This is a genomic window from Actinacidiphila sp. bgisy167 (assembly GCF_057707665.1).
Genome location: NZ_JBYIQP010000080.1, coordinates 1 through 20922 on the forward strand (window position 1 = coordinate 1; position 20922 = coordinate 20922).

Annotated in this window: 23 protein-coding genes and 1 pseudogene; 17 read left to right on the plus strand and 7 right to left on the minus strand. The window is 72.2% G+C overall.

Annotated features, from left to right (window positions below; translation table 11 throughout):
- From AC3ET4_RS24860 to AC3ET4_RS24935, 16 genes are all read left to right on the plus strand, one after another.
- Positions 1 to 276, plus strand: a 276-nt coding sequence (locus AC3ET4_RS24860; RefSeq protein ID WP_431953071.1) for an ATP-binding protein, incomplete at its 5' end; no start/stop codon positions are given.
- A 441-nt stretch (positions 277 to 717) separates the two neighbouring features.
- Positions 718 to 978, plus strand: a complete 261-nt coding sequence (locus AC3ET4_RS24865) for a hypothetical protein (RefSeq protein ID WP_431953072.1) — start codon at positions 718 to 720, stop codon at positions 976 to 978.
- Between the two features lie 23 nt (positions 979 to 1001).
- On the plus strand, positions 1002 to 1817 hold the full coding sequence (locus AC3ET4_RS24870; RefSeq protein ID WP_431953074.1) for a hypothetical protein: 816 nt from the start codon (positions 1002 to 1004) through the stop codon (positions 1815 to 1817).
- A gap of 156 nt (positions 1818 to 1973) precedes the next feature.
- Positions 1974 to 2588 (plus strand): SAF domain-containing protein, encoded by a 615-nt coding sequence (locus tag AC3ET4_RS24875; protein WP_431953076.1) that lies wholly within the window; start codon positions 1974 to 1976, stop codon positions 2586 to 2588.
- Positions 2585 to 3391: a MinD/ParA family ATP-binding protein gene (locus AC3ET4_RS24880; RefSeq protein WP_431953078.1), complete on the plus strand. Its 807-nt coding sequence runs from the start codon at positions 2585 to 2587 to the stop codon at positions 3389 to 3391. Before AC3ET4_RS24875 ends, AC3ET4_RS24880 begins: the two co-directional genes overlap by 4 nt.
- On the plus strand, positions 3388 to 4776 hold the full coding sequence (locus AC3ET4_RS24885; protein ID WP_431953080.1) for a TadA family conjugal transfer-associated ATPase: 1389 nt from the start codon (positions 3388 to 3390) through the stop codon (positions 4774 to 4776). Before AC3ET4_RS24880 ends, AC3ET4_RS24885 begins: the two co-directional genes overlap by 4 nt.
- Entirely contained in the window at positions 4773 to 5672 is a 900-nt protein-coding gene (locus AC3ET4_RS24890) for a type II secretion system F family protein (protein ID WP_431953082.1), read from the plus strand. Before AC3ET4_RS24885 ends, AC3ET4_RS24890 begins: the two co-directional genes overlap by 4 nt.
- Positions 5669 to 6571 carry a type II secretion system F family protein gene (locus AC3ET4_RS24895; protein ID WP_431953084.1) on the plus strand — a complete coding sequence of 301 codons (903 nt, stop codon included), beginning with the start codon at positions 5669 to 5671 and terminating at the stop codon, positions 6569 to 6571. The genes AC3ET4_RS24890 and AC3ET4_RS24895 overlap by 4 nt, the downstream gene beginning before the upstream one ends.
- A gap of 66 nt (positions 6572 to 6637) precedes the next feature.
- The gene (locus tag AC3ET4_RS24900; protein ID WP_431953086.1) at positions 6638 to 6832 is read left to right on the plus strand and encodes a hypothetical protein; all 195 of its coding nucleotides are present in this window, start codon (positions 6638 to 6640) and stop codon (positions 6830 to 6832) included.
- Positions 6833 to 6834: 2 nt separating this feature from the next.
- Positions 6835 to 7260 (plus strand): TadE/TadG family type IV pilus assembly protein, encoded by a 426-nt coding sequence (locus tag AC3ET4_RS24905; RefSeq protein ID WP_431953088.1) that lies wholly within the window; start codon positions 6835 to 6837, stop codon positions 7258 to 7260.
- Positions 7261 to 7310: 50 nt separating this feature from the next.
- Positions 7311 to 7691, plus strand: a complete 381-nt coding sequence (locus AC3ET4_RS24910; RefSeq protein ID WP_431953128.1) for a TadE/TadG family type IV pilus assembly protein — start codon at positions 7311 to 7313, stop codon at positions 7689 to 7691.
- Positions 7688 to 8149, plus strand: coding sequence for a pilus assembly protein TadG-related protein (locus AC3ET4_RS24915; RefSeq protein ID WP_431953090.1), 462 nt, complete (start codon positions 7688 to 7690; stop codon positions 8147 to 8149). The genes AC3ET4_RS24910 and AC3ET4_RS24915 overlap by 4 nt, the downstream gene beginning before the upstream one ends.
- Positions 8150 to 8187: 38 nt before the next feature.
- A complete protein-coding gene (locus AC3ET4_RS24920) occupies positions 8188 to 11001 on the plus strand; it encodes an AfsR/SARP family transcriptional regulator (protein WP_431953092.1) in 2814 nt (937 codons plus the stop codon).
- Positions 11002 to 11681: 680 nt separating this feature from the next.
- Positions 11682 to 12776, plus strand: a complete 1095-nt coding sequence (locus AC3ET4_RS24925) for a VWA domain-containing protein (RefSeq protein ID WP_431953094.1) — start codon at positions 11682 to 11684, stop codon at positions 12774 to 12776.
- An 80-nt stretch (positions 12777 to 12856) separates the two neighbouring features.
- The gene (locus AC3ET4_RS24930) at positions 12857 to 13312 is read left to right on the plus strand and encodes a hypothetical protein (protein ID WP_431953096.1); all 456 of its coding nucleotides are present in this window, start codon (positions 12857 to 12859) and stop codon (positions 13310 to 13312) included.
- A gap of 1201 nt (positions 13313 to 14513) precedes the next feature.
- Positions 14514 to 15062, plus strand: a complete 549-nt coding sequence (locus AC3ET4_RS24935; RefSeq protein WP_431953098.1) for a hypothetical protein — start codon at positions 14514 to 14516, stop codon at positions 15060 to 15062.
- Here AC3ET4_RS24935 and AC3ET4_RS24940 read toward each other — a convergent pair.
- Both AC3ET4_RS24940 and AC3ET4_RS24945 read right to left on the minus strand, forming a co-directional pair.
- Entirely contained in the window at positions 15020 to 15481 is a 462-nt protein-coding gene (locus AC3ET4_RS24940; protein ID WP_431953100.1) for a hypothetical protein, read from the minus strand. The two genes, AC3ET4_RS24935 and AC3ET4_RS24940, sit on opposite strands and share 43 nt — an antisense overlap.
- Positions 15478 to 16025: pseudogene (locus AC3ET4_RS24945) on the minus strand (transposase); the annotation flags it as partial. The gene AC3ET4_RS24940 and the pseudogene AC3ET4_RS24945, both read right to left, overlap by 4 nt.
- A gap of 196 nt (positions 16026 to 16221) precedes the next feature.
- Here AC3ET4_RS24945 and AC3ET4_RS24950 point away from each other — a divergent pair.
- Positions 16222 to 16473 (plus strand): Mu transposase domain-containing protein, encoded by a 252-nt coding sequence (locus tag AC3ET4_RS24950; RefSeq protein WP_431953130.1) that lies wholly within the window; start codon positions 16222 to 16224, stop codon positions 16471 to 16473.
- A gap of 20 nt (positions 16474 to 16493) precedes the next feature.
- Here AC3ET4_RS24950 and AC3ET4_RS24955 read toward each other — a convergent pair whose 3' ends face one another.
- From AC3ET4_RS24955 to AC3ET4_RS24975, 5 genes are all read right to left on the minus strand, one after another.
- Positions 16494 to 16823 carry a hypothetical protein gene (locus AC3ET4_RS24955; RefSeq protein ID WP_431953102.1) on the minus strand — a complete coding sequence of 110 codons (330 nt, stop codon included), beginning with the start codon at positions 16821 to 16823 and terminating at the stop codon, positions 16494 to 16496.
- Positions 16824 to 16986: 163 nt separating this feature from the next.
- Entirely contained in the window at positions 16987 to 17772 is a 786-nt protein-coding gene (locus AC3ET4_RS24960; RefSeq protein ID WP_431953104.1) for a hypothetical protein, read from the minus strand.
- 336 nt (positions 17773 to 18108) lie between these two features.
- On the minus strand, positions 18109 to 18897 hold the full coding sequence (locus tag AC3ET4_RS24965) for an extensin (RefSeq protein WP_431953106.1): 789 nt from the start codon (positions 18895 to 18897) through the stop codon (positions 18109 to 18111).
- Positions 18894 to 19853, minus strand: coding sequence for a C40 family peptidase (locus AC3ET4_RS24970; protein ID WP_431953108.1), 960 nt, complete (start codon positions 19851 to 19853; stop codon positions 18894 to 18896). Before AC3ET4_RS24970 ends, AC3ET4_RS24965 begins: the two co-directional genes overlap by 4 nt.
- On the minus strand, positions 19850 to 20839 hold the full coding sequence (locus AC3ET4_RS24975) for a replication-relaxation family protein (RefSeq protein WP_431953110.1): 990 nt from the start codon (positions 20837 to 20839) through the stop codon (positions 19850 to 19852). Before AC3ET4_RS24975 ends, AC3ET4_RS24970 begins: the two co-directional genes overlap by 4 nt.
- Positions 20840 to 20922 lie beyond the last annotated feature (83 nt).

Genomic DNA, 20922 nt, shown 5'->3' on the forward strand with positions numbered 1-20922 from the left:
ATACTCCCGCTGCGTCGCACGGCCACGGAGGTCATCTGCGAGGTGGAGGACCATGATCCACGCATCCCGGAGATTCCCGCACTTCCGGCTTCGGCACCGTTCACTCCGACCGACGAGCACCGCGGCGCCGGACTCACGGCGCTGTGCGCGCTGCTGTCGGAGCGTGGACGCGGCCTGCACATCGTTCACGAACTGAGCAATGGAGCGTGGGGGTTCCACAGAGGGAAAAGAACCAAGTCAGCGTGGGTGGCGCTCCCGACGACCCTGCTCCGTTGATCTCGGCGCGTGTCCCTCGCATGAGTGACACGCGCCGGACAGTGAGCGGAATTCACCCCTCCTGATGCGATTGGTCGGCGTTATGCCGGGTAACTCCAGCCGCGTATGACAACCGAGAGTGTTCATGCAGGTGTGAAAGGTGACGGAAGGTGGGGGACGGTGGGGATCCGACGAGGACGCGGCGCGATCCTGACAGGTGCGGTGCTCGCAGGAACGCTGCTGGCCGGCTGCGCCGACAGTCCCTCAGGCGCCAGGCCTCTACCGGAGGGAACTCGTGCGACAGCGACTTCTCCGACAACGGCCACGAAGTCGGCGGCGGCCCTTGAGGCCTACCGGGCTATGTGGAAGGACGCCGAGGCAGCTGCTCTGACCGCGGATCCGAAGCATCCCCGGCTTGACGACCACGCCGAAGCGGGCGCGCTTGCGCTGCTGGAGCACGTCATGAGCGGGGCGCACGAGGCGGGTGTGACGATCAAGGGATCGGTGGTCGTCGACCCTCACGTGACCAAGTCGAGCCGGACCAAGGTGGAGCTGCGCGATTGCATCGACGGCTCTCACTGGGTCCAGGCGAAACCGGGAAGCTCGGCCAGCACTGGAGGCGGCGGCCATCGGCTTGCTGAGGCCACCGTGACCCGTACGTCCGACGGGCAGTGGAGGGTGTCCGACCTCTACTGGGAGGACGTGGGCACATGCTTGGAGTAGCGCGTCTACCGACAGTTCCGCAGATGCTGCTCGTCGCTGCCGTAGTGCTCTGCCTGCTGGGCCCGCTGTCTACCACCAGCCGCGCGGACGAGGGCGACGAGGGACTGAACTTCGGTACTGGAGTGAAGTGTCGGCCGGGCCGGTGTGGTGTGGGCGCGCGGAGCAAAGCCCGTGCGTCGCGTCCGGTGCGGCCGGGAAAACCGATGTCGCGGCGGGCGGCACTGCCGAGCGGCAGAGGCCCGGCAGGGCCGCCGACGGCCAAGTCGACTGGGTGGGACTTCGACCTGGGTGACGGTATGGGGATCCTGCCCCGCTTCGACGCGGAGACCCCCAAGCCAAGGAAGAACAGCCAGGCACCGAAGCCGGATCCGGAAGCACTGGCGCAGCAAGCCGTACGAGAGCTGGTGCTGCCGGAACCGGTGATCCGGACAAGCCCCGATGAGGACTGGGTTCAGGTCGTGCACGTGCCGACCTGGATGTGGGTGGAGAAGGGCGGTTGGAAGAAGGTCACGACGACTGCATCGGTGCCGGGTGTCACGGTGACGGCTGTGGCCCGCCCGCGGCAGGCGGTGTGGTCGACAGGGGACGGGGCGTCGGTGGTGTGCCGGGGTCCCGGGACGCCGTATTCGTCGCGGTTTCGGGCAGAGGCGTCGTCTCCGGATTGCGGTCACATCTATCAACGGGCGTCGCCACCGGGTGGGGCGTATCGGGTGTCGGTGCGGGTGGTGTGGGACGTGGAGTGGCGGGGCGGCGGCCGGTCGGGTGTGGTGCCGGGGTTGACGACGCGGGCTTCGCGGCGGCTGGTCGTGGATGAGGTGCAGGCCGTCGTGACGCGCTGACGGCTGTAAGTGTCCGTCCCGGGGGCGGGCGTTGATCGGGTAAGTCTCTGTGATGCGAGGTGGATTGTGGGTACCTCCTTGTCTTTTTCGGCTCGTGCGGGTGCCGGTGGGCAGGTTCCGCGGACGCGGGGAGCGGGGCCGGGGGCGAAGCCGCCGGTGACGGGCGCCCGTCGGCGCCAACTGGGCTGGGTGTGGGCTGGTCTGGGGGCGGTGGTCGTCTCTGCGGTCGGGTTCACGTTGGTCGCGCAGGTGGTGGGGGAGCGGGACGAGGTGCTGGTCCTGGCCCGTGATGTGCCGGTCGGTCATGTGCTGGCGCCGGGTGATCTGCGGGTGGTGGAGGTGGCGGCGGAGACCGGGGTGGTCCGGGTCGCGGAGCGCGGGTCGGTGCTGGGGCATCGGGTGCGGGTTCCGCTGGTGGCGGGGTCGCTGCTGGCGCCGGGGCAGGTGGGGCGCAGCGCAGGGTTTCCGCCGTCGGGGTTCTCGCAGGTGCCGTTGGCCGTGGAGGCCGGGGGTGTGCCGCCGGAGTTGTCGCGTGGCCAGCGGGTCGCGGTGTTCGCCGGACCGTCGGGGGACGGCCTGGCTGCGGAGGGGGCCGAGGGGAGTGTGCCGTCGCCGGTGGTGGGGACAGTGGCGGGGGTGCGGGCTGCGGAGTCTGCCGGTGGCCCGCAGGTGGTGACGGTGCTGGTGGAGACCGGTGCTGCGGGGCGTGCGGCGAGGCTGGAGCATCCGCGGGTCGTGGTGCTGCCGGCGTCGGGGCGTGAGATCCCGTGAGGCGGCTGGTGGTGCTGGGGTCGGTCGCGGGCGCGCCGGGGGTGACGACGACCGCGCTGGCAGCGGCTGCGGCGTGGCCGCCGGACGCGGATGGCGGGGTGCGGCCGGTGGTGGTGGAGGGGGACCCGTCCGGTGGTGACGTGATGATGCGTTTCGGGTTGCCGACGACGCCGTCGCTGCTGGATGTTGCCGCGGTGGCGGGGCAGTCGTATCCGGGTTCGGTGTTGGCGGCGGTGCACGAGTTGCCGTTCGGGGTGCGGGTGGTGCCGGGGGTTCCGGGGCGTGGTCCGTGCCGGGAGGCGGTGCGGCTGCTGGCTGGCGGTATCGGGGTGTTGCGGGGCAGTGAGCGCGATCGGGACACGGTGCTGCTGGACGTCGGGCGCCTGACTGATGACGTGGAGCCGCTGCTTTCGGTGGCCGATCGGGTGGTGCTCGTGACGCGGGGCGGTGCGGAGGCGTTGGCCCATGTGCCTGCATGTGGGCTGGACGCCGCTGTCGGCGGGCGGCTGGTGCTGGTGGTGGTCGGGCCGTGCCCCTATCCGGCGCAGGAGATCGCGTCGACGCTCGGCGTCGAGCGGGTGCTGTTCCTGCCGTGGGACGCCAGGTGCGTGGCCGCGATGAGTGGTCCCCGGTCTGCTGCCGTGCGTACGGACGGGTTCCGGCCGCCGCGGTTGATGACCGCGGCGCGGCTGCTGGCCCGCCAGGTGGCCGGACCGGCGCCGGAGGACGAGGAGACCGGGACGCCGCACGCGGGTGCGGGCGGGCTGGTGAGCGTAGCGCGTGTGGAGGAGGACGGGGCATGAGTGTGAGTGGGCAGGTGGTGCCGCCTCAGGCTGGGCCTGGCGGTGGTGAGCGGGAGTTGGCGGGGGTGGTGCGGCAGCGGATCACGGCCCGGTTGGCGGCTTATGCCGGTGAGCGGGAGCGGGCCGGGTTGCCGGCGGAGGACGAGCCGGGGCGGCGGGCGACCGTAGAGCGGCTGCTGGCCGAGGAACTGGGGGTTCAGCGGCGCGAGGCCTTGGCCGCCGGGCGGGGCGTGCTGGATGCGGGGGCGGAGGAGCGGATCGCGCGCGCGGTGCGGGACGCGCTGCTAGGCACCGGTGGGCTGGAGCGGCTGCTGGCCGACGGGTCGTTGGAGAACATCTGCGTCAACGGCTGCGATGTGGTGTGGGTGAAGGACGCGGCGGGCCGGTGGCGCCAGGAGGAGCCGGTGGCCGGTTCGGATGAGGAGCTGGTGGAGCTGGTCCGCACCCTCGCCGCCCGCGCGGGCGGCGAGGAGCGGCGCTTCGACCGGGGGATGCCGCGGTTGAACCTGCAGATGCCCGACGGGTCGCGGTTGTTCGCGGTGATGGCGGTGACCGGCCGGGTGTCGCTGACGATCCGCCGCCACCGGTTCCCGGCCGCGTCCATGGCGGAGCTGGTGCGGCTGGGGGTGTGCGACGAACAGCTCGCCGGGTTTTTGCGGGCGCTGGTGCGGGCGCGGAAGAACATCGTCATCGGCGGCGGCACGAACGTCGGGAAGACCACGGTGCTGCGGGCCTTCGCCCACGAGATCCCCCCGGCGGAGCGGTTGGTGACGATCGAAGACACCTTCGAACTCGGCCTGGACACCGACGCGGTGGCGCACCCGAACGTGGTCGCGATGCAGGCGCGTGAGCCGAACATCGAAGGCCGGGGCGGGATCGATCAGGCGGAGCTGGTGCGGTGGGGGCTGCGCATGTCCCCGGACCGGGTGATCGTCGGCGAGATCCGCGGCCCTGAGGTGATCCCGATGTGCAACGCGATGTCGCAAGGCAACGACGGGTCACTCTCGACGATCCACGCCTCCACCTCGCGCGGGGTGTTCACGAAACTCGCCGCCTATGCGGCACAGGCACCGGAGCGGCTCACACTGGAAGCGACGAACCTGATGGTGGCCTCCGCGGTCCACTTCGTCGTCCACCTGGGCTGGGACGCCGGCGGGCGCAGGGCCGTGGACTCCGTCCGCGAGGTAGTCGACGCCGACGGGGCGCAGATCGTGTCCAACGAGGTCTACCGGCCCGGCCCCGACGGGCGGGCCGTGCCCGCCACACCCGTGCGCACCGAAACCCTGGCCGATCTGGTCGCGGCCGGACTCGACACCGAGAGCATCGGCCAGCCGGACACGCACGATACGGCCGGTGGCGGCCGGTGGTGGGGTGGTGCGGCATGACCACGCTGAAAGCGGCGATCACCGCAGTGGCGATGGTGTGCGGGGCCGTGTTCGGCTGCGGCCTGGTCGCGATCACCTACGGCGCTGTGCGCCGCACCGTCCACGCCCGCGACATCGGGGTGCGGCGGAGGCTGGCCGCACGGTTGCCTGTGGCCTGGACCGGCCGCCGGACCGCGGTCGCCGTGGTGGCGGGCACGGTCGTCGGCGCACTCACGGGGTGGCCGGTGGCGGCGGTGTTGACCGCGGTCGCCCTGCTCACCCTGCCCGGGCTGCTGGGTCCGGACCGCGAGGCGGCCCGTCGCACGGAGCGGATGGAGGCGCTGGCCCTGTGGACGGAGATGCTCCGCGACACCCTCTCCGCCGCGGCCGGCCTGGAGCAGGCAGTACTCGCCAGCGCCGACACCGCCCCGGCCGCCCTCGAACCCGAACTGCACCGCTTGGCCACCGCCGTCCGCAGCGGGCGTCCGCTGCCGGCGGCACTGCGTGGCTTCGCCCACGACGTCGACGACCCCCTGGCGGATGTGGTGGTGGCGGCGCTGGTGATGGCCGCCGAGCAGCAGGCCGCCCACCTTGCCCCGCTGCTGGGGGAACTCGCGGACTCGGTGCGAGAACAGGTCGCGATGCGGCAGCGCATCGACGCCGGACGCGCCAGCGTCCGCACCGGCATCCGCGTCACCGTCGCCGTCACCCTGGGCATGGCCGTCGGCCTGGTGGTCTTCAACCGCCCCTACCTCGACCCGTTCGACACCCTGACCGGACAAGCCCTGCTCGCCGTCATCGGCGCCCTGTTCGCGATCAGCTTCGCCTACCTGAGCATGATCGGCCGTATCGAGGAGCCGGTCCGCCTCCTTCCCCCCACCACCGAAGCGGGCACCGAACCGGGAGGTGTGCGGTGATCGTGATGCTGCTCGGCGCACTGTTCGGCGCCGGCGCGACCGGGCTTGTCTACGGGCTGCGCCCGCCCCGCCCGGCCCTCGCCGACGTCCTGGCCGCTCTCAACGCCCCCACCCCGCAACCCGACCCGCCGTCGGCCGCCGGGCGGGGTGAGGGGGAGTGGGCGACCCGCCTGGGCCGAGGCGCCGTACCCGCAGTGCGGGCCCTCGGCTTCCCCAACGCGTCCCTGCGCGCGGACCTGGCCGTCTGCGGCACCGACGAGGAACAGCACCTGGCCGGCAAGGCCGTCTGCGCCACCGCCGGACTCCTCACCCCCTGGACGGCAGCCCTCCTCCTGCGAGCGGGCGCCGGCATCCAGGCCGGGTGGTGGATGCCGCTGGCCGGCTCCCTCTCCCTGGCCGTGCTGCTGTTCTTCGCCCCAGACCTGGACCTGCGCCGCAAGGCCGCACGCCGCCGCCGCGAGATGCGCCACACCCTCAGCCTCGTCCTCGACCTGGCCGTCATCGCCCTCGCCGGCGGCGCCGGCGTCCAGCAGGCCCTCACCCAGGCCGTCGCCGCCCCCGCCGGCTGGGCCGGCACCCGGCTCCGGCACGCCCTGCACATCGCCGAGCTCACCCGGACCAGCCCCTGGTCCCACTTCGGCGACCTCGGACGGACCCTGGCCGTCTCCGACCTGACCGAACTCGCCGCCACCCTCACCCTGGCCGGCAGCGAAGGCGCCCGGATCCGCGGGTCGCTCACCGCCAAGGCGCGCGCCATGCGCCGCCGCCGCGTCGCCGAAGCCGACGGCGCCGCCCAGGCCGCCACTGAACGGATGTCGCTGCCCGTGGTCGGCCTGTTCGCCGCGTTCCTCCTCCTCATCGGCTACCCGGCCCTCGCCCACGTCATCGCCATGGGCTGAACACCCCGCCCCCGCGGGCATCCAGAACTGCGTCCGCTACCCGACTTCGAGAAATGAGCACTCCGCATGCCGCACTTCCAGACCCTGACCGCCTTGCTGCACGCACGCCTGGCCGACCTGCGCCGCCGCGCCCGCTCGGATGCCGGCTACACCACCGAGACCATGGTCGTCACCGCCCTGCTGGTGATCCTTGCGCTGACGGTCGTCGGCATCGTCGTCGCCAAGGTCACCGCCAAGGCGAACAGCATCGACCTGGGCTGACCGTGACCGCCGCACTCCTCGCGTTGCGCAGGCCGGTGGACGACGACCGCGGCTCCGCCACGACTCAACTGGTCCTCGTCCTCCCCGCACTGCTGCTGATCGCCTTGCTGACGGTGCAGTTCGCGCTGGCCTGGCACGCCCGGCACATCGCCCAGTTCGCCGCGGAGCGGGCCCTGGCCGCGGCCCGCGCCGAGGACGGCACCACGGCGGACGGCCAGGCCCGGGCGCGGCGCAGTCTTGCCGCGCTCGGCAGCCGCGTCCTGGCCTCCCCGACGGTGGCCGTCGAGCGGACCCGCGAGCAGACCACGGTGCGGGTCAGCGGCACCGTGATGCGGGTCCTGCCCGTGCCGGGACTGGTCCTGCACGCCTCCGGCACGGCCTCCGGACCCACCGAACGCCTCACCACCCCCACCGGAGACCGCCCATGACCACCCGAGCACGCCGCAGGCGCCGACGGGGGGATGACGGTTCGGCAGCGGTGGAGCTGGTCCTCGTCACCCCGCTACTGGTCCTGCTCCTCCTCGTCGTGGTGGCGCTCGGCCGGCTCGCCGACACCCGCCTGATCGTTGCCGACGCCGCCCACCAGGCCGCCCGCGCCGCGTCCTTGGCCCGCACCCCGAGCCAGGCCCGAGCCCAAGCCGAGCATGCCGCGGCCGTGGCCCTGCGCGAGGCCGGAGCCTCCTGCCAGAACCCGAGCGTGCGCCTGGCCACCGGCGGCCTCAAACCCGGGGGCACCGTGTCCGCCACGCTCACCTGCACCACCGACCTGGACCGGCTCGCCGGCACCGGCCTGCCCGGACACGTACGGCTGAGCGATACGGCCTTCTCCGTCGTCGACACCTACCGGAGCACACCATGACCGTACGCGCTCGGGACCGCATCGTGCTCCTACTGCGAACACAGATGCGCGCGGCGGCAGTCGATGACCGCGGGCAGGCCACGGCATTCGTCGTCGGCGTCCTGGCCGCGCTGTGGCTGTTCGCCGGCATCGTCGTCGACGGCGGCCTCGCCCTCGCCGCCAAGGCTCAAGCCCTGGACGTCGCCCAGGAAGCCGCCCGCACCGGAGCCCAGCAACTCGACATCGCCCGCCTCCGCTCTGCGGACGAGGTTCGGCTCCAGACCGCCCGGGCCGCAGCCGCCGCCCGCCACCACGTCGCCGCCACCGGCGACACCGGCACCGCCCACGTCCAGGCAGACGCCGTCACCGTTGAGGTCACGCACCGCCAGCCCACACAGATCCTGCAACTAGTCGGCCTGCGCACCCTCACCGTCCACGCCACCGGCACCGCCCACGCCCAGCGCACCACCCGCCCGTAAGAGCGTCCGCAACCGGCCCGAGGAGAGCGAAGGCCGCGATGAACCATCCTCCCCAGCTCCGCCGGCGCCTCGCCGCAGCCGCCACCGCGGCCGTCACCCTCACCGTCACCCTCACCGCGCTCGCCGGCATGCCGTACATCCTGTGGCAGGCCACCGGCATCCCCTGGCCCGAGCACGTCACCTCCCTCAGCGACGCCGCCACCCGCCTCACCCAGCCGATCAGCGACCCGCTCATAATCGACCTGCTCGCCCTCATCGGCTGGGCGTGCTGGGCCGCCTTCGCCTCCACCATCCTCCGCGAAACCGCCTGGTACGCCACCCACCTGCCGCGCCTGCTGCGCGACCGGCACGCTCACCACGAGCACGTCGCTTCCCTGAGCGTGAAGGGCTCCCTGGCCGCGCTGTGCATCGGCACCCTGGCCGTCGCTCTGCTCACCGTATGGCGGCCCCAGACCGCCACCGCCCAGCAACGTGTCCTCCCCGAACAGGCCCGGCCGCCGCTCGCCGCGACCGCACCCCAAAACCCCGTGCCCGCCCCAGCCCCCACGACGCGCCTGGCACCCGCGATTCTCGCCGCGACCGAGACGAGCCAGGCGAAGCCGATGGCCGAGCAGGCACAGGCCGTTCGGCACGTCGAGTACACGGTCGTCGCCGGCGACACCCTGTGGGACGTCGCCCACGCGCACATGGGCGACGCGCTCACCTGGCCCCGCATCTACGCGCTGAACAAGGACCGCGTCCAGGACGACGGATACCGCCTGACCGACCCGGACCTGATCCGACCCGGCTGGCGCCTGACCATCCCCGTCGCCCAGGCCGCAGAGCCTCCGGCGCCGCTTTCGAAACCCGCACAACCGACAAAGGAAGCGCCGCCCGCCTCACCCCCGAAGTCGGCGCCCTCGCCCGACAGCGGCGCAGACCATACGCCGTCACGGACCCACGCCCGGGAACAGGCCGCTCCCCGCGCGGCTCACGCCGTTGCAGCCTCGCCCTCGATCAGCCTCGGCGACGCCGGCCTGATCGGCATCACCGCCGCGGCCGGACTACTGGCCGCGCGCCGCTACTGGAACTGGCACCAGCGCCGCCGCCGCAACCCGAACCTGCAGGCAGAGCCACCCACCCTCAGCCACCACCTCGACCGGGCCGCCCAAGCTGCCCACGCCGCCACCCGGCCCCGCCCACCGCACGACCCCGACGCCCTGGTCACCCGCCGCACCCCGCCCCCACCACCCCAAGCTCCGGGCAGCGTCACCCTCGGCACCCGCGACGGCCACGAAGTGCCCCTCGAGGAACTGGCCGCTCCCGGCGGCTGCACCTGGACCGGCCCCGGCGCCGAAAACGCCGCCCGCGCCCTCCTCGTCGGCATCCTCACCGCCGCTGAACGCCGCCGTCCCCAGCCCCGGCACGTCCACGCCGTCGTCCCGGTAGACCTCGCCGACACCCTCCTTCCCGGACTCCCGGAGCAGTTCACCGCCCTCACCCAAGCCGCCGACCTGTCCCGCGCGATCCGCCGCGCCGAACAGCACCTGATCACCCAGGCCCGCGCCCGCGACGACCATGACATCGACCCCGGTAACCCCGACGCCCCGCCACAACCCGGTCCCGGCACCCTGGTGTTGCTCGCCACCCCCGACGCCGCCCACGCCGGGCAACTCCAAGCCCTCGCAGCCCGCAGCCGCCCCGACACGCTCATCGTCCTCACCCTCGCCGCGGCGCTGCCCGGCGCCGAGCCCTGGCACATCGCCGCCGACGGCACCACCACCCGCCTCCAAGGCCGCCCGCTCCGCCTGTTCCATCTCACCCTCGACGGTGGACGCGACTTCACCAACGTCCTGCTCACCGCCCACGGCGAACGCCCCCGCCTGCGCGCCTTGCCCGCCCCCCGCACCCGAACCGACCAGTCCGACCCCGACCCCGAGCACGACACACCGCCGTCGCCGGCTTCCCCGCCCGCCGCAGGCGGCAACACCCCACCCCCACCACCCCCGGCTTCACCGCCAGGGTCTGGGCCCGAAAGGACGGCAGCCGCAACCCTCCCTCAGGCCACCAGCGCGCTCCACCGCGCGCAGAGCAAGCCCGTGCGGCTGAACGTCCTGGGGACGATCACCCTCTATGCCCGCGGCCACACCGACCCCATCGGCACCAACCTCCGCAGCGAAGTCCGCGAATTCCTCGCCCTCCTCGCCGCCCACCCCACCGGACTCCTCGCCTCCGACATCGCCGACAAACTCCACCTCGAACCCGGCACCGACTCCAACGCCCTGAAAAACCTTCGCCGCGCCGTCCGCCGCGCACTACGCGCCGCCACCGGAATCACCGCACAAGAATTCATCCTCCTCCAAGGAGAACTCCACAAACTCCACCCCGACCTCGTGGAAACCGACCTCGCCGATTTCGCCCGAGCCCTGAAAAACGCCTTCGCGCCGGCCGGAAAGGACGCGACGCACGAAGAGACGCTGTCCGCCGTAAGTGATGCGCTGTCCCACTACCGAGGCCCGTTCGCACGCGGCAGCGACTACCTGTGGGCCGACACCCTGCGCGAACACCTCGCGACCCAGGCCACCGACGCCGTCCTCCGCGCAGCCCGTCACGCCGAACGCCCTGACGCCCCGCCCCGCGAACGTGACACCGCCCTGACTCTGCTCGAACACCTCGCCGCGATTCACCCCGACCACGAGCGCCTTGCCCAGCACGCCATCCGCCTCTACCAAGCGGTCGGCCGCCACGACGCCGCTCGGCACACCTTCACCCGCCTGCAACGCCACCTTGCCGAACTCGGCCTCGAACCCGAGCCGGCCACCTGCGCCCTCATTACCACCCGGACCGCGCACACCACCCGCAAGATCCGGTAAACCCCCAGCCCAACGGCCCTTCGAGCCGCCCCTGTCGGCGCGAAGGGCCGTTGGCGTTTGCCCCGTCGCATCCACCGTCGCTCCTGCGCCCGTTTCCGGGTACGTTCTTGGATGCGACACCCCCACCCGGACCGAAACCGCAGGCCACAGGCCCTACGGGCCACCCCCGGGCGAGGCCGACTGTATATCGGTGCAGCAACGCATCCCGATCCCCCAACACCGCCGGCCCGCCCCGCCTGCCCGCTGCACCTCGTCGTGTCCGCGTACGCAGTCGTCCCCTTCCGTCTCTGACGTCTACTCACGACTACGACCTGCCTCACATCACGTTGGCCGGCTGACCATCAGGGCAGGCATCGGCTGACCGTGCAACCGGCGCCCCGCCACGAGCTGGGGCGGCGCTACGCAGGCGTAGCCGTTGGTGCCGCCGTGTCCCGGCGGTGCCGTGTTCGGGCGGTGACCGTTCGCGCATGCATGCGAATCCCCGTACGCGGCGCGGCGGGTACGGGTGGGTAGGCGCCTGCGAACCGGTCGTGCCCGGCGGTAACCACGACGCCTTGCGTCGCGTCGCCGTAATTCCACCTCGAAATACGTCGTGAATTCCCGAGAATTCCAGTAATTCTCCCCCCCTGTCCCGCTTCAAGCCTCCCGCGTGCAGAGTCGGCCCCGATCTGCTGGCCACGTTGGCGGCGATCTGGAACGCCGCCCACCGCACCGGCGACCACGACACCCACGCCATGCTCGAGCACGCCCGCGCCTGGTGCCAGGTCCTCGGCACCGACCCGAACCGCCCTGTACCCCCACCCACCAGCACGGTGCGGGGCGGCGAACTCGCTGAAGCTGTCGGCACCGTCACCGGACAGGTTGCGACCGCCGAAACCGAACAGGCCACCACCCGCGCGAAAGCGACGGCGGCCCGCGCCGCGCGCGCCGCCCACGCCCGGAAGGCAGCCGCCACGGCCGCGAAGGTCTTCACCCCCGGCGCCCGCCCCTACAACCCCCACCCCGCCACCAGTACCGGACCGGTCCGGTCCCCGCTGGTGGGCACCCGCCTTCCCACCCGCGAAGAAAAGACCGGCGCCCGGCTGCTCGCCCGGGCCCTGCGGGCGGCCGCCTACCGCGAACCGGTTCTCACCGTTACCGCCGCCCAGGTTCCGCCCGGACGTCTCAACATGCGCCAAGCCCTGGCCCGTGACGCACAAATCGCAGCAGGCGCCACCCCCACCGCGACCCCCTTCACCCGCACCATCCACCGCGCCCAGCCCACCCCGCCCCTGCGCGTCGGCATCGCCGTCGACGTCTCCGGCTCTATGCGCGAAGCCACCGCCCCCATCGCCTCCGCTGCCTGGATCCTCGCCCAGGCCACCGCCCACACCGACCCCGACTCCCGCAGCGCCACCCTCGCCTACGACCACACCCTGACCGCCATCACCCACCCCGGCCGCGCCCCCGCCCGTGTCACCGAGTTCCGCGCGACGGGTTTCGGACACAGCCTCGCCGACGCCATCGACGCCCTCGAGGCGGGCGTCGACCTCACCCGACCCGGTGCAGGACGCCTGCTGGTCATCGCCTCCGACGGCTACTACCGCCGTACCGAGACCGCCCCCGCCACTGCCCGCATCGCCGCCCTCCGCGACGCCGGATGCGCGGTCCTGTGGCTCGCCTTCGCCCCCGACCCGCGCCCCCTCCCCGGCGTCACCCTCCTCGAACTCACCGACCCCGCCCAAGCCGTCACCGCCATCGCCCAGGCAGCCACCACCGCCCTCAGCACCACCTGAACCACACCGGCCGCCCCCCGCCCCCCGGCCGGGGGCGGCCCCCGCGGGACGAGCCCCGCACCAGAAACGGAGACCCCGACATGACCTCGCTCGCCGAACGCGCCCACGCCGCCGCCGTGTTCATCCAACGCACCGCCGCCACCCACCCCCACGGCCCGTACCGGGGCGCCGAACACGCCCGCATCGCCCTCCGCCTCGCCGCCATCCTCGGCCTCCCCCTCGACGACATCACCACCGAACCCGACTGGCTACGCCGCCGCACCACCCCCGGCGAACCGCTCCTGGCCACCGCCACCTGCCCCGACACCGGCCAGCGGTACGTGTTCCTGGCCCGCTTCCCGGTTTACGAAGCCGACCCTTTCGAACTTCTCGGCCCCTGCCCCCACTGCGCAGGCCAGGTCCCCCTCGCCTTCATCCGCCACCTCGCCGACCTCGGCACCCACCTCGCCTCCCCGGCCACCCACCCCAACGACCTCCCAGACACCTTCCCCACCGACGAAGGCCACGAGTACCCGACCTGCCCCTACGGCCCCTGAACTCAGCACCCTCGCGGGGCCCGCCGTCACCGGGCCCCGCGTTCCCCGCCCAAGAAGGAACCCGAGTCGGAACCCCACCGGAAGGACCCGCCTGATAACGACCAACAACAACCAGCGCCACCTCGCCCACCAAGTCCTCGAAGGCGCCTACACCCTCGCCTTCGCCGCCGCAGCCGGCGAACTCCTGGGCCGCGCACCCCAGGACGTAGCGGCGACAGCAAGCACCAGCCGGGGCCTGACCGCCCTCGCCCGCACGGTCGCCGAAGCCACCTCGTACCTCCTGGCCGCCAGCATCTCCGCACACTGCGGGAACGGCCTGCAGGTCCTGGACCGGCTGTCAACCTGGACCCGGACTGTTGTGCGACGCTGAAAATGCCGACGACCAAGGCATTCACGATGCCGACCGGCGTTAGCCCGAATGGGGCGCGGTCGTCGGCATGGTGTCGCGCGGATGGGCAGGTGTTCGCCCGTTCGAGGGAGCCGACACCGAGCCGACGGAACGCGGCACCACACCCATTGCCCCTCAAGGGCTCCGGTCTCCAGCTGCCGTTTGTCGGCAAGGTGCCGCCCCAAATACATCGGAAGGCCAACCGGGACCATTGGCATCCTCGGCGCCGGTTCCTGCCCGCGATATCGGCATCTCCAAGGCGCCCAACACCCAGACAGGCTTCCTCGCCGACGCCGCACAGCGCACCGCCCCCCACCCCGGAACCAGCTCGAGATGCCCGTCCCGCGCGACCCCGGACCGGCCACCAGCAACCCGTTCCGGGCCCGCCGCCCGGGACGCTGCTCCTGCGACTGTGGCAACGGCGGCTTCTGCGGCGGCTGCGGCCACGCAGGCTGCGCCGGAAACAACTGACCCGCAGCTGGCCCGAGGAACGGCTGCCCTGGCGCAGGCGACTCGGCCTCTCCGGCGTCGCACTTGGGGCGGTCAGCCGGGGCCGACTGCTCCGGACTGCCGGTCAGGACTTGCCCGTGGTCACGAGCGAAGCGCAGGGATCCGGTGAGGTGGCCGCGGCCGCCGGCGGGCCGGTCCTAACGCCAGTCGGGTACCAGGACCACCGCGCCGAGGGTGGCGATCTGGCGGGCCAGCGGTTGTCGGCGTACGGCTTGAAGTGGCTCTGGCAAGATTTTCGTAGCCGGAGCTCATCTTTGTAGGGCTGTTCGAAGGGTGTCAGTGGGGCAGGGCATGATCCGGTGAGTGAACTACACACGGTGGACTTCGGATCGCATGTTTGTCTCGTACTGCCAGTACTACCTGCAGGGCGACGACTTCCTCACTGTTTACGACGACGCCGACACGGTCGGGCGGATCTTTGAGGGCAATAGCCTGGCAGCTGGAGGCCCGGAACACCTCACGGTGTTCACTGGTACGCACACCGGCTGGATCCGCCTCACTACCGAGCAGCGCGCAGAGGAACCTCCTCCGCCCGGGCTGGAGTGGGAGACCGCAGTCGACGTGAGTATCTACAGCACAAGCGGAAACCTGCGACTGTTCCGGTGGGGTGGTGATGTGGAGGAGGAGGCGGGGAACTTCGCGAGCGCCGGCCAGGGCTGGTATCGCGTCCGCGTTCAGGCACGTGGACGAGATGGGGGCGAGGGGCATGAGGGCGACGACCCGGTTGAGGAGCATTCCTTGAGCGTGTGGCCGGCACCCCCGCAGCCCGATGTTGTCCACAGCGCCGACGATGCCTTCGCCCGCACTCACTATGACCCCGCCCGGCCCCCGGCAGAGCCCATCCAACCGTGAACGCGTTCACCTGAGAGGTCGTAAGTCCGCTTCTGGTAGCGGCCTCGTCCGGGCTGGGTGAGGAAGCCTTGGCGGGTGAGGCGTCCGAGACGGCTGCGGGTGATGTTGACGGATGCCTCGTCGGTGGGCATGCCGAGGAGTTCGTGCAGCTCACGGGCTCGGAACTCTTGGTCGGGGTGCTGGTTGAAGGCGTTCACGATGGCCTGGTAGGCGGTGTTCGTCTCGGGCGGTACGGGTTGGCCTCCAGCCGGTGCCAGTTCGGCGATGACCTGCCGGGTGGTGGCCAGGTCCGCGAGTCGAGCTTCGACCTCGGTTAGGGCGGCGGTCAAGTGCTGCATCTGTGCGCGCAGTTCACCGGCCCGGGCGGCGGTCTTGTCGTGCTGGGCCTGGAGGTCGGCCAGGAGCTCGATGACGTTCACGCGGCCAGCTCGAGGGTGTCGCGCCAGGCCGGACTCGGTGTGGTGAGGTGGCGGGCCATGTTCGCGATCGAGGCCCAGTAGACGCGCGAGGTGGAGGTGTCGGGCCGGTGGTCGTACTCACGGGCGAGGCGCCGGTGCAGCATCAATGTGCTGTTGACCTGCTCCACGATCCACCGCTTGGGCTGCGGGACGAAGCCTTTGCCCTGGTCAGCCGGGTTGCGGCGGACGACCTCGACGTCGATGTCCAGCAGGGCACCGTGGATGAGAACCTCGTCCTTGAAGCCTTGGTCCACCAGGGCTTCTCCAGGCGCATTCCGCACCGCTCGGCCGCCTGGTCGAGCAGGGCGGTGCCGGCGGCGTTGTCGTGGGCGGATGCGGCGAGCACGACGACGCCGATGATCAGCCCCAGAACGTCGACGGCCAGTCCCCGCTTGCGGCCCGACATCCTCTTGTTGGCGTCCAGTCCCGTCGTGGTCCTCGGAACGCCGGCGGCCGCGCGCACGGACTGGGTGTCGATGATCACGAGGGACGGGTCCTCTAATCGAGTCGGCCCGGACGAGGATCAGTACCACGATCGAGAGATCACGAACCAGGGAAGATCGGACTTAACGACCCCGCGCCCGCCACACCCACGGTGAAATGATCGGCGTCCGCGCTGCCCGCGGCAGTGCCGCGCTGCGGCCGTTGCCGCCGAGCCCGTATGTGGTCGCCGACCGGCATCTGCGGCACGTCGGCAAGGACTGCCTGCCTTCGACTCCAGCCTCTACTCGGTCCCGACCCGCAGGGTCCGCCATCGGCAGCTGGTGGAGATCCGCGCGTCCGCGGCTACTGTCACCCTGCACGCGACCGTCCCGGACAGCGAAGGCAGCAGCCTGCTGGCCGTCCACCCTCGCGCGATCGGACGCGGGGCGCGGATCGTCGACCCGACGCATTGGGACGCGCCCGAGTGGGGAGCGGAAAGTAGAAGGACTCACCGATCACGCGGTCGGTGAGTCCTTCTGCGCGGGGCGAGTCAGGGGGAGGAGACGAAGCCCTCCGACTGGTCGAGATGAAATGGAGAGCCGGAGCTCAGGGGAGTACACCCGTTGGCGCGGGCGGTGCGAATGCTGTCAGCAACGTCGGAAGGCAGGACAGGGTTGGCCTGTCTGCCGAACCAGTTGCTTGGGTGCGGCTGGTTGGTCGTGATCACCAGTGTGGTGCCGGGAGTCTCGGCGTGTTCGACCGCATAGGTTAGGGGCGACCAGACCAGTCCCTGGTCGTAGGTGGGCCTTCCACGAAGCCTCCATCGGTAGGTGATGCGGTCGACGGTGATGCGCCGCGACCCCTTCTTCACCAGTGCCATGCCCACGTCCTTTCTCAGGGCGACAGTAGTGAATGGCCACTGGCCATGTCCCACGGGTTTCCTGCGCCCGGGTTCAGCCTCTGCGCATCGGAATGACGTCAGGGCTTGCCGCCCCCGGGACTCCCGGGGGCCGGTTTGGTTCACTGCAAGAAGCCGGTGTGTGTCAGGCGCCGTTATTCTTCGGCGGGGTGAGCCGGTAGGTGCGGGGTCGGTCGGTGACCTGTTCGGCGATGCCTTGGGAGACGAGTTTGTCGAGGCAGTTGGCGATGGCTCCGGAGGATTTCTCGATAACGCGGCTGATGTGGGTGGCGGTGAACGCTTCGCCGGGGTGGGTGGTGAGGTGGTCGAGGACCAGCTGCCGCAGCGCTCCGGGGGCGAGGCGTTGCTTGCCGCCGGGGAGGGCGATGGGTACCGCCGGTGCCGCGGGCGGCTTCGGCTCTGCCTGTGGTGCGGGTGCGAACTCATCGCCGGAGTGTTCGCTGTCGTTCTGTCCGGCGGCCCCGTCGTCGTCCGGTTCGTTGTCCGCGGGTTCGGCGGGGGATGCCTCAGTCGTCAGGGCGTCCTCCTCCGGGCCGGTTTTTTCGATGGCGGCTTCTGCGGGTTCCGTGCCGGGGTCGGGGGTGTTGTGGTCGGTCGGGTTGCTGGTGTCGCCCGGGGTTGTGGTGCGCCAGCGGTCGGGGATGCGGCCGCCGCTGCTGCTGTAGCCGCCGGGGGTGCGGACGGCGAGTCCGCCTTGTTCGAGGGTGGCGAGGGCCTTGGAGGTAGTGGAGGTGGCCAGGCCGGAGGCGAGGGTGAGCTCGGTGACGGTCACGGTGACGTCGGCGTCGTGGCCGGTGAGGCCGGTGAGCTTGGCGTAGGCGGTGGCGGTCGCACCGGTGAGCCGGGTCGCCGCTTCACGTTCGGGGACGGCGTGCAGCGCGCGGGTGCTGCCGGTGTGCGTGTTGGACATGGGAGCCTCGATTGCGAGACGGAGCGGAGTGGTTGAGGTTCCCCGGCCGGGGTGCGGTCCCGTGTGGGGGCGGGGCCGCGGGTGCTTGCCGGGCGCGTGCGCATCGCGTTGTGTCCCGGGCGAGCGTGGCCATGACGCGGGCGGGGGCGTTCGCCGGTTCCGCGGCGTCGTCGGCCACGACCATGGACGCTCTGCTTGGGGGAGCAAGTCAAGCGGCTCGATCGGTTTCGAATCGGCGCGGTTCACCAGGGGTGTTGTGGCCGACCGGGACCGGCTGCATGCCGATCGGCGCCGTGGCACGGACCGGTTGGCCAGGTTCGGTGCCGCCGGGGGCTGTCAGTCGGTTGCAGGCGGGGTCCGGACGTTGTGCCGGGCGCGGAGCCGATCGTGGATCTGCTGGGCGCGGTGGGGGCCGATCCGCAGTTCGGTACGGAGCTTCCAGATGCTGACGGGTTTGCCGGTCGTGGCGCGGGATGCGTCGTCCAGGCCCACAGCTCGCGGCCACACGTCGCCGTCTGGCTGGCCGACGTCGATCTGCGCGTGCGCGCGGTGGTCGGTTGCGTCACCGGTGCGGGTTTCGTCGGGAACGGTGTCGGCTCCTTCGCGGGCGAGGGCCGGCGGTTGGTCTTGGAGGGCCGGTTCGGGGCCGTGAGCTGGGGGTTCGGTGGGGCCGATCGTGTCGCTGAGCGTGCTGATGGTACGCCGGTAGGCGGCGATCGTCTCGGTGAGAGCGATCAGGAGCAGGGCGGGGGTGAGGTGGAGGAGGACGGCTGCGGGGTCGGCGTGGTGGGGCCAGCCGATCTGCCGGTCGGGCCAGAGACTTTCCCAGGTGTTCATCAGGGCGGCGGTGCTTCCGGCACTCCAGCGCAGGGCGGTGGACCAGGCGGGTGGGCGGATGCCCCAGGAGGCCAGGCGTGCGTCGGCGAACAGAACCCCGGCCAGGGCGGTGGCAAGCATCGGGTCGAGGAGGGCCGCGATCGGCCAGGGAACTCCCCGACTGGTTGCGAATCGGGTGACGTTCACGGTGGTGAAGGCCAGGGCCATGACGCCGACGACACACAGGACGCGGGTCATGGTGCGCAGCAGGACGATGGCTTCGCGCGCGGCGATCTGCTGCTGTCTCATGGGCGATCGCCTCCGCGAGTATGCGCGGCGGTGGGGCGGGTGGCGCCTCGGTAGTCGGGGCCGTGGAGGCGGGCGGGGGCCTGGCGGACGACGGCTCCGGGGCGGGGTGCGTCGATGGCGTGGCCTCGGCCGGTGTAGAGGGCGACGTGGGTGATGGTGCGGGGGCTGGTGCCGTAGAAGAGGAGGTCTCCGGGGGCGAGGGCCGCGCCGCGGGGGAGGCGGGGGCCGGCGTCGTATTGGGTTTGGGCGGTGCGGGGGAGGGTGATGCTGGCGGCGCGATAGGCGGCTTTGGTGAGGCCGGAGCAGTCGAAGCCGCCTTCGGCGGGGCCGTCGCCTCCCCAGACGTACGGGGTGCCGAGCTGGGCGCGGGCGAAGGCGACCGCCCGCCCGGCCGCCAGGGTGGGCGCGGCCGCCGGTGGGAGGGTGGCGGCGTAGCGGTGGGCGGTGGCGAGAACCTGGTCGACGTAGGCCCCGGAGTGGTTGTAGTGCCAGACGGCGCGGCGCAGATTCCGGCCGTGCCGGGCGCCGTTCGCGCACAGCAGCCGGGCGGCGGCGTGGACGGCGTCGACCGGGTCCCACGGGGTGGGCGGGGTCCGTCCGCCGGGCGGGACCGGGTGCGCGTACGCGGCGAACGTGGCCGGGAGGAACTGCATCGGGCCGACGGCCCCGGCGCTGGAAATCATGGTGGGGTGACGGCCGTGGTCGGACTCGACCTTGCCGATGGCCGCGAGCACGGTCCAGGACAGGCCGGGGCATTCGAAGGCTGCACTTTGGTAGAGGGCCAGCATGCGCGGGGGGATGTCGGCGAGCGCTCGTCCGCTGGGGGCGGCCGCCAGGCCGCCTGCACCGGGCAGGACGGCGCCCAGGAGCGCCGCGGCGGTGAGGGCAGCGAAAAGGGGCAGGGCGAGGAGGGCGCAGCCAGCGCCGACGGCGGTCTTGGTGGCGGTCGAGGTCACGGTCCGGCCTGGGATGCGGGCGGCAGCGGTGGGACGGGGAGGGTGAGGGGGGTGTCGGCGTCGGTGGGGTCCAGGCCGGTGGCGGGGGTGAGGCCGGGACGGGCGGCGAGGTGGGCGAGGGCGGTGCGGCGGCTGTCGCCGGGTGGCAGGGGGCTCCACCACGGTCCGAGGGGGTCGGTGGTGGTGTAGTCGGCGGAGGCGGTGGCGATGGTCAGGCCGAGTTCGCGGGCGGTGCCGGCGAGGCGTTGGCGCAGGGTGCGGTCGCGGGAGGCGGTGCGGGTGTGGAGGAGGAGGGCGGGGCGGGTGCCGGTGGCGGCGGTGAAGGCGGCGTAGCCGGCCAGTTTGGCTTCGACGCGGGTGGCGGGTTCGGTGCCGGTGTCGTATTCGAGGAAGAACGGCAGCAGACGGCCGCCGGCGTGGAGGTGGGCGTAGGCGTCGGGGCGGATGATGTCGCCCCAGCGGCGGGCGCAGGAGCGTTCGGACAACCACAACGACAGCCCGGTGCCGGGGGTGGTGCGGGCTTGGGTGGCGAGGCGGGTGAGGAGGTCGTTGACGCCGAGGTCGTGGCCAAGGGTAGGGGAGTAGGCGATGCGGCCGGTGTGGCTGGGGCGCCAGCCGAGCCCGGCCAGGTCGCAGCCGGCGTGGGCGGCCAGCAGCGCAGCGCCGGCGGGGCCGAGGGTGTAGTGCTCGGGGGCGGAGCCAGTGGAGGTGAGGGGGCGGAAGGAGTCCAGGACGGCGTGCTGGTGCAGCGTGCGCAGGCGGCGTTGCGCGGAGCGCAGGGAGGTGAAGGCGAGGGAGGCGATCTGGGGGGTGGTCAGGACGCGGTGTTCGTGGAGCATCCGGGTCAGCCACAGGTCGCGGCCGGTCAGGATACGGCTGAGCGCCGCGATGTCGGTGTGCCGGGCGGCGGGTCGGGGGCGGGTGGTGGCGGCGCGGGCGGTGTAGCGGGAGCCGGGGCCGTGGGCGGGGCGGGGCAGTGCGGACATGAAGGAGGTCACCACCGAAGACGAGAGAGCGTACGGACAGGGCAGGACCAGGCCGGAGCCCTGGCGCGGCGGGAGTTGTCCGG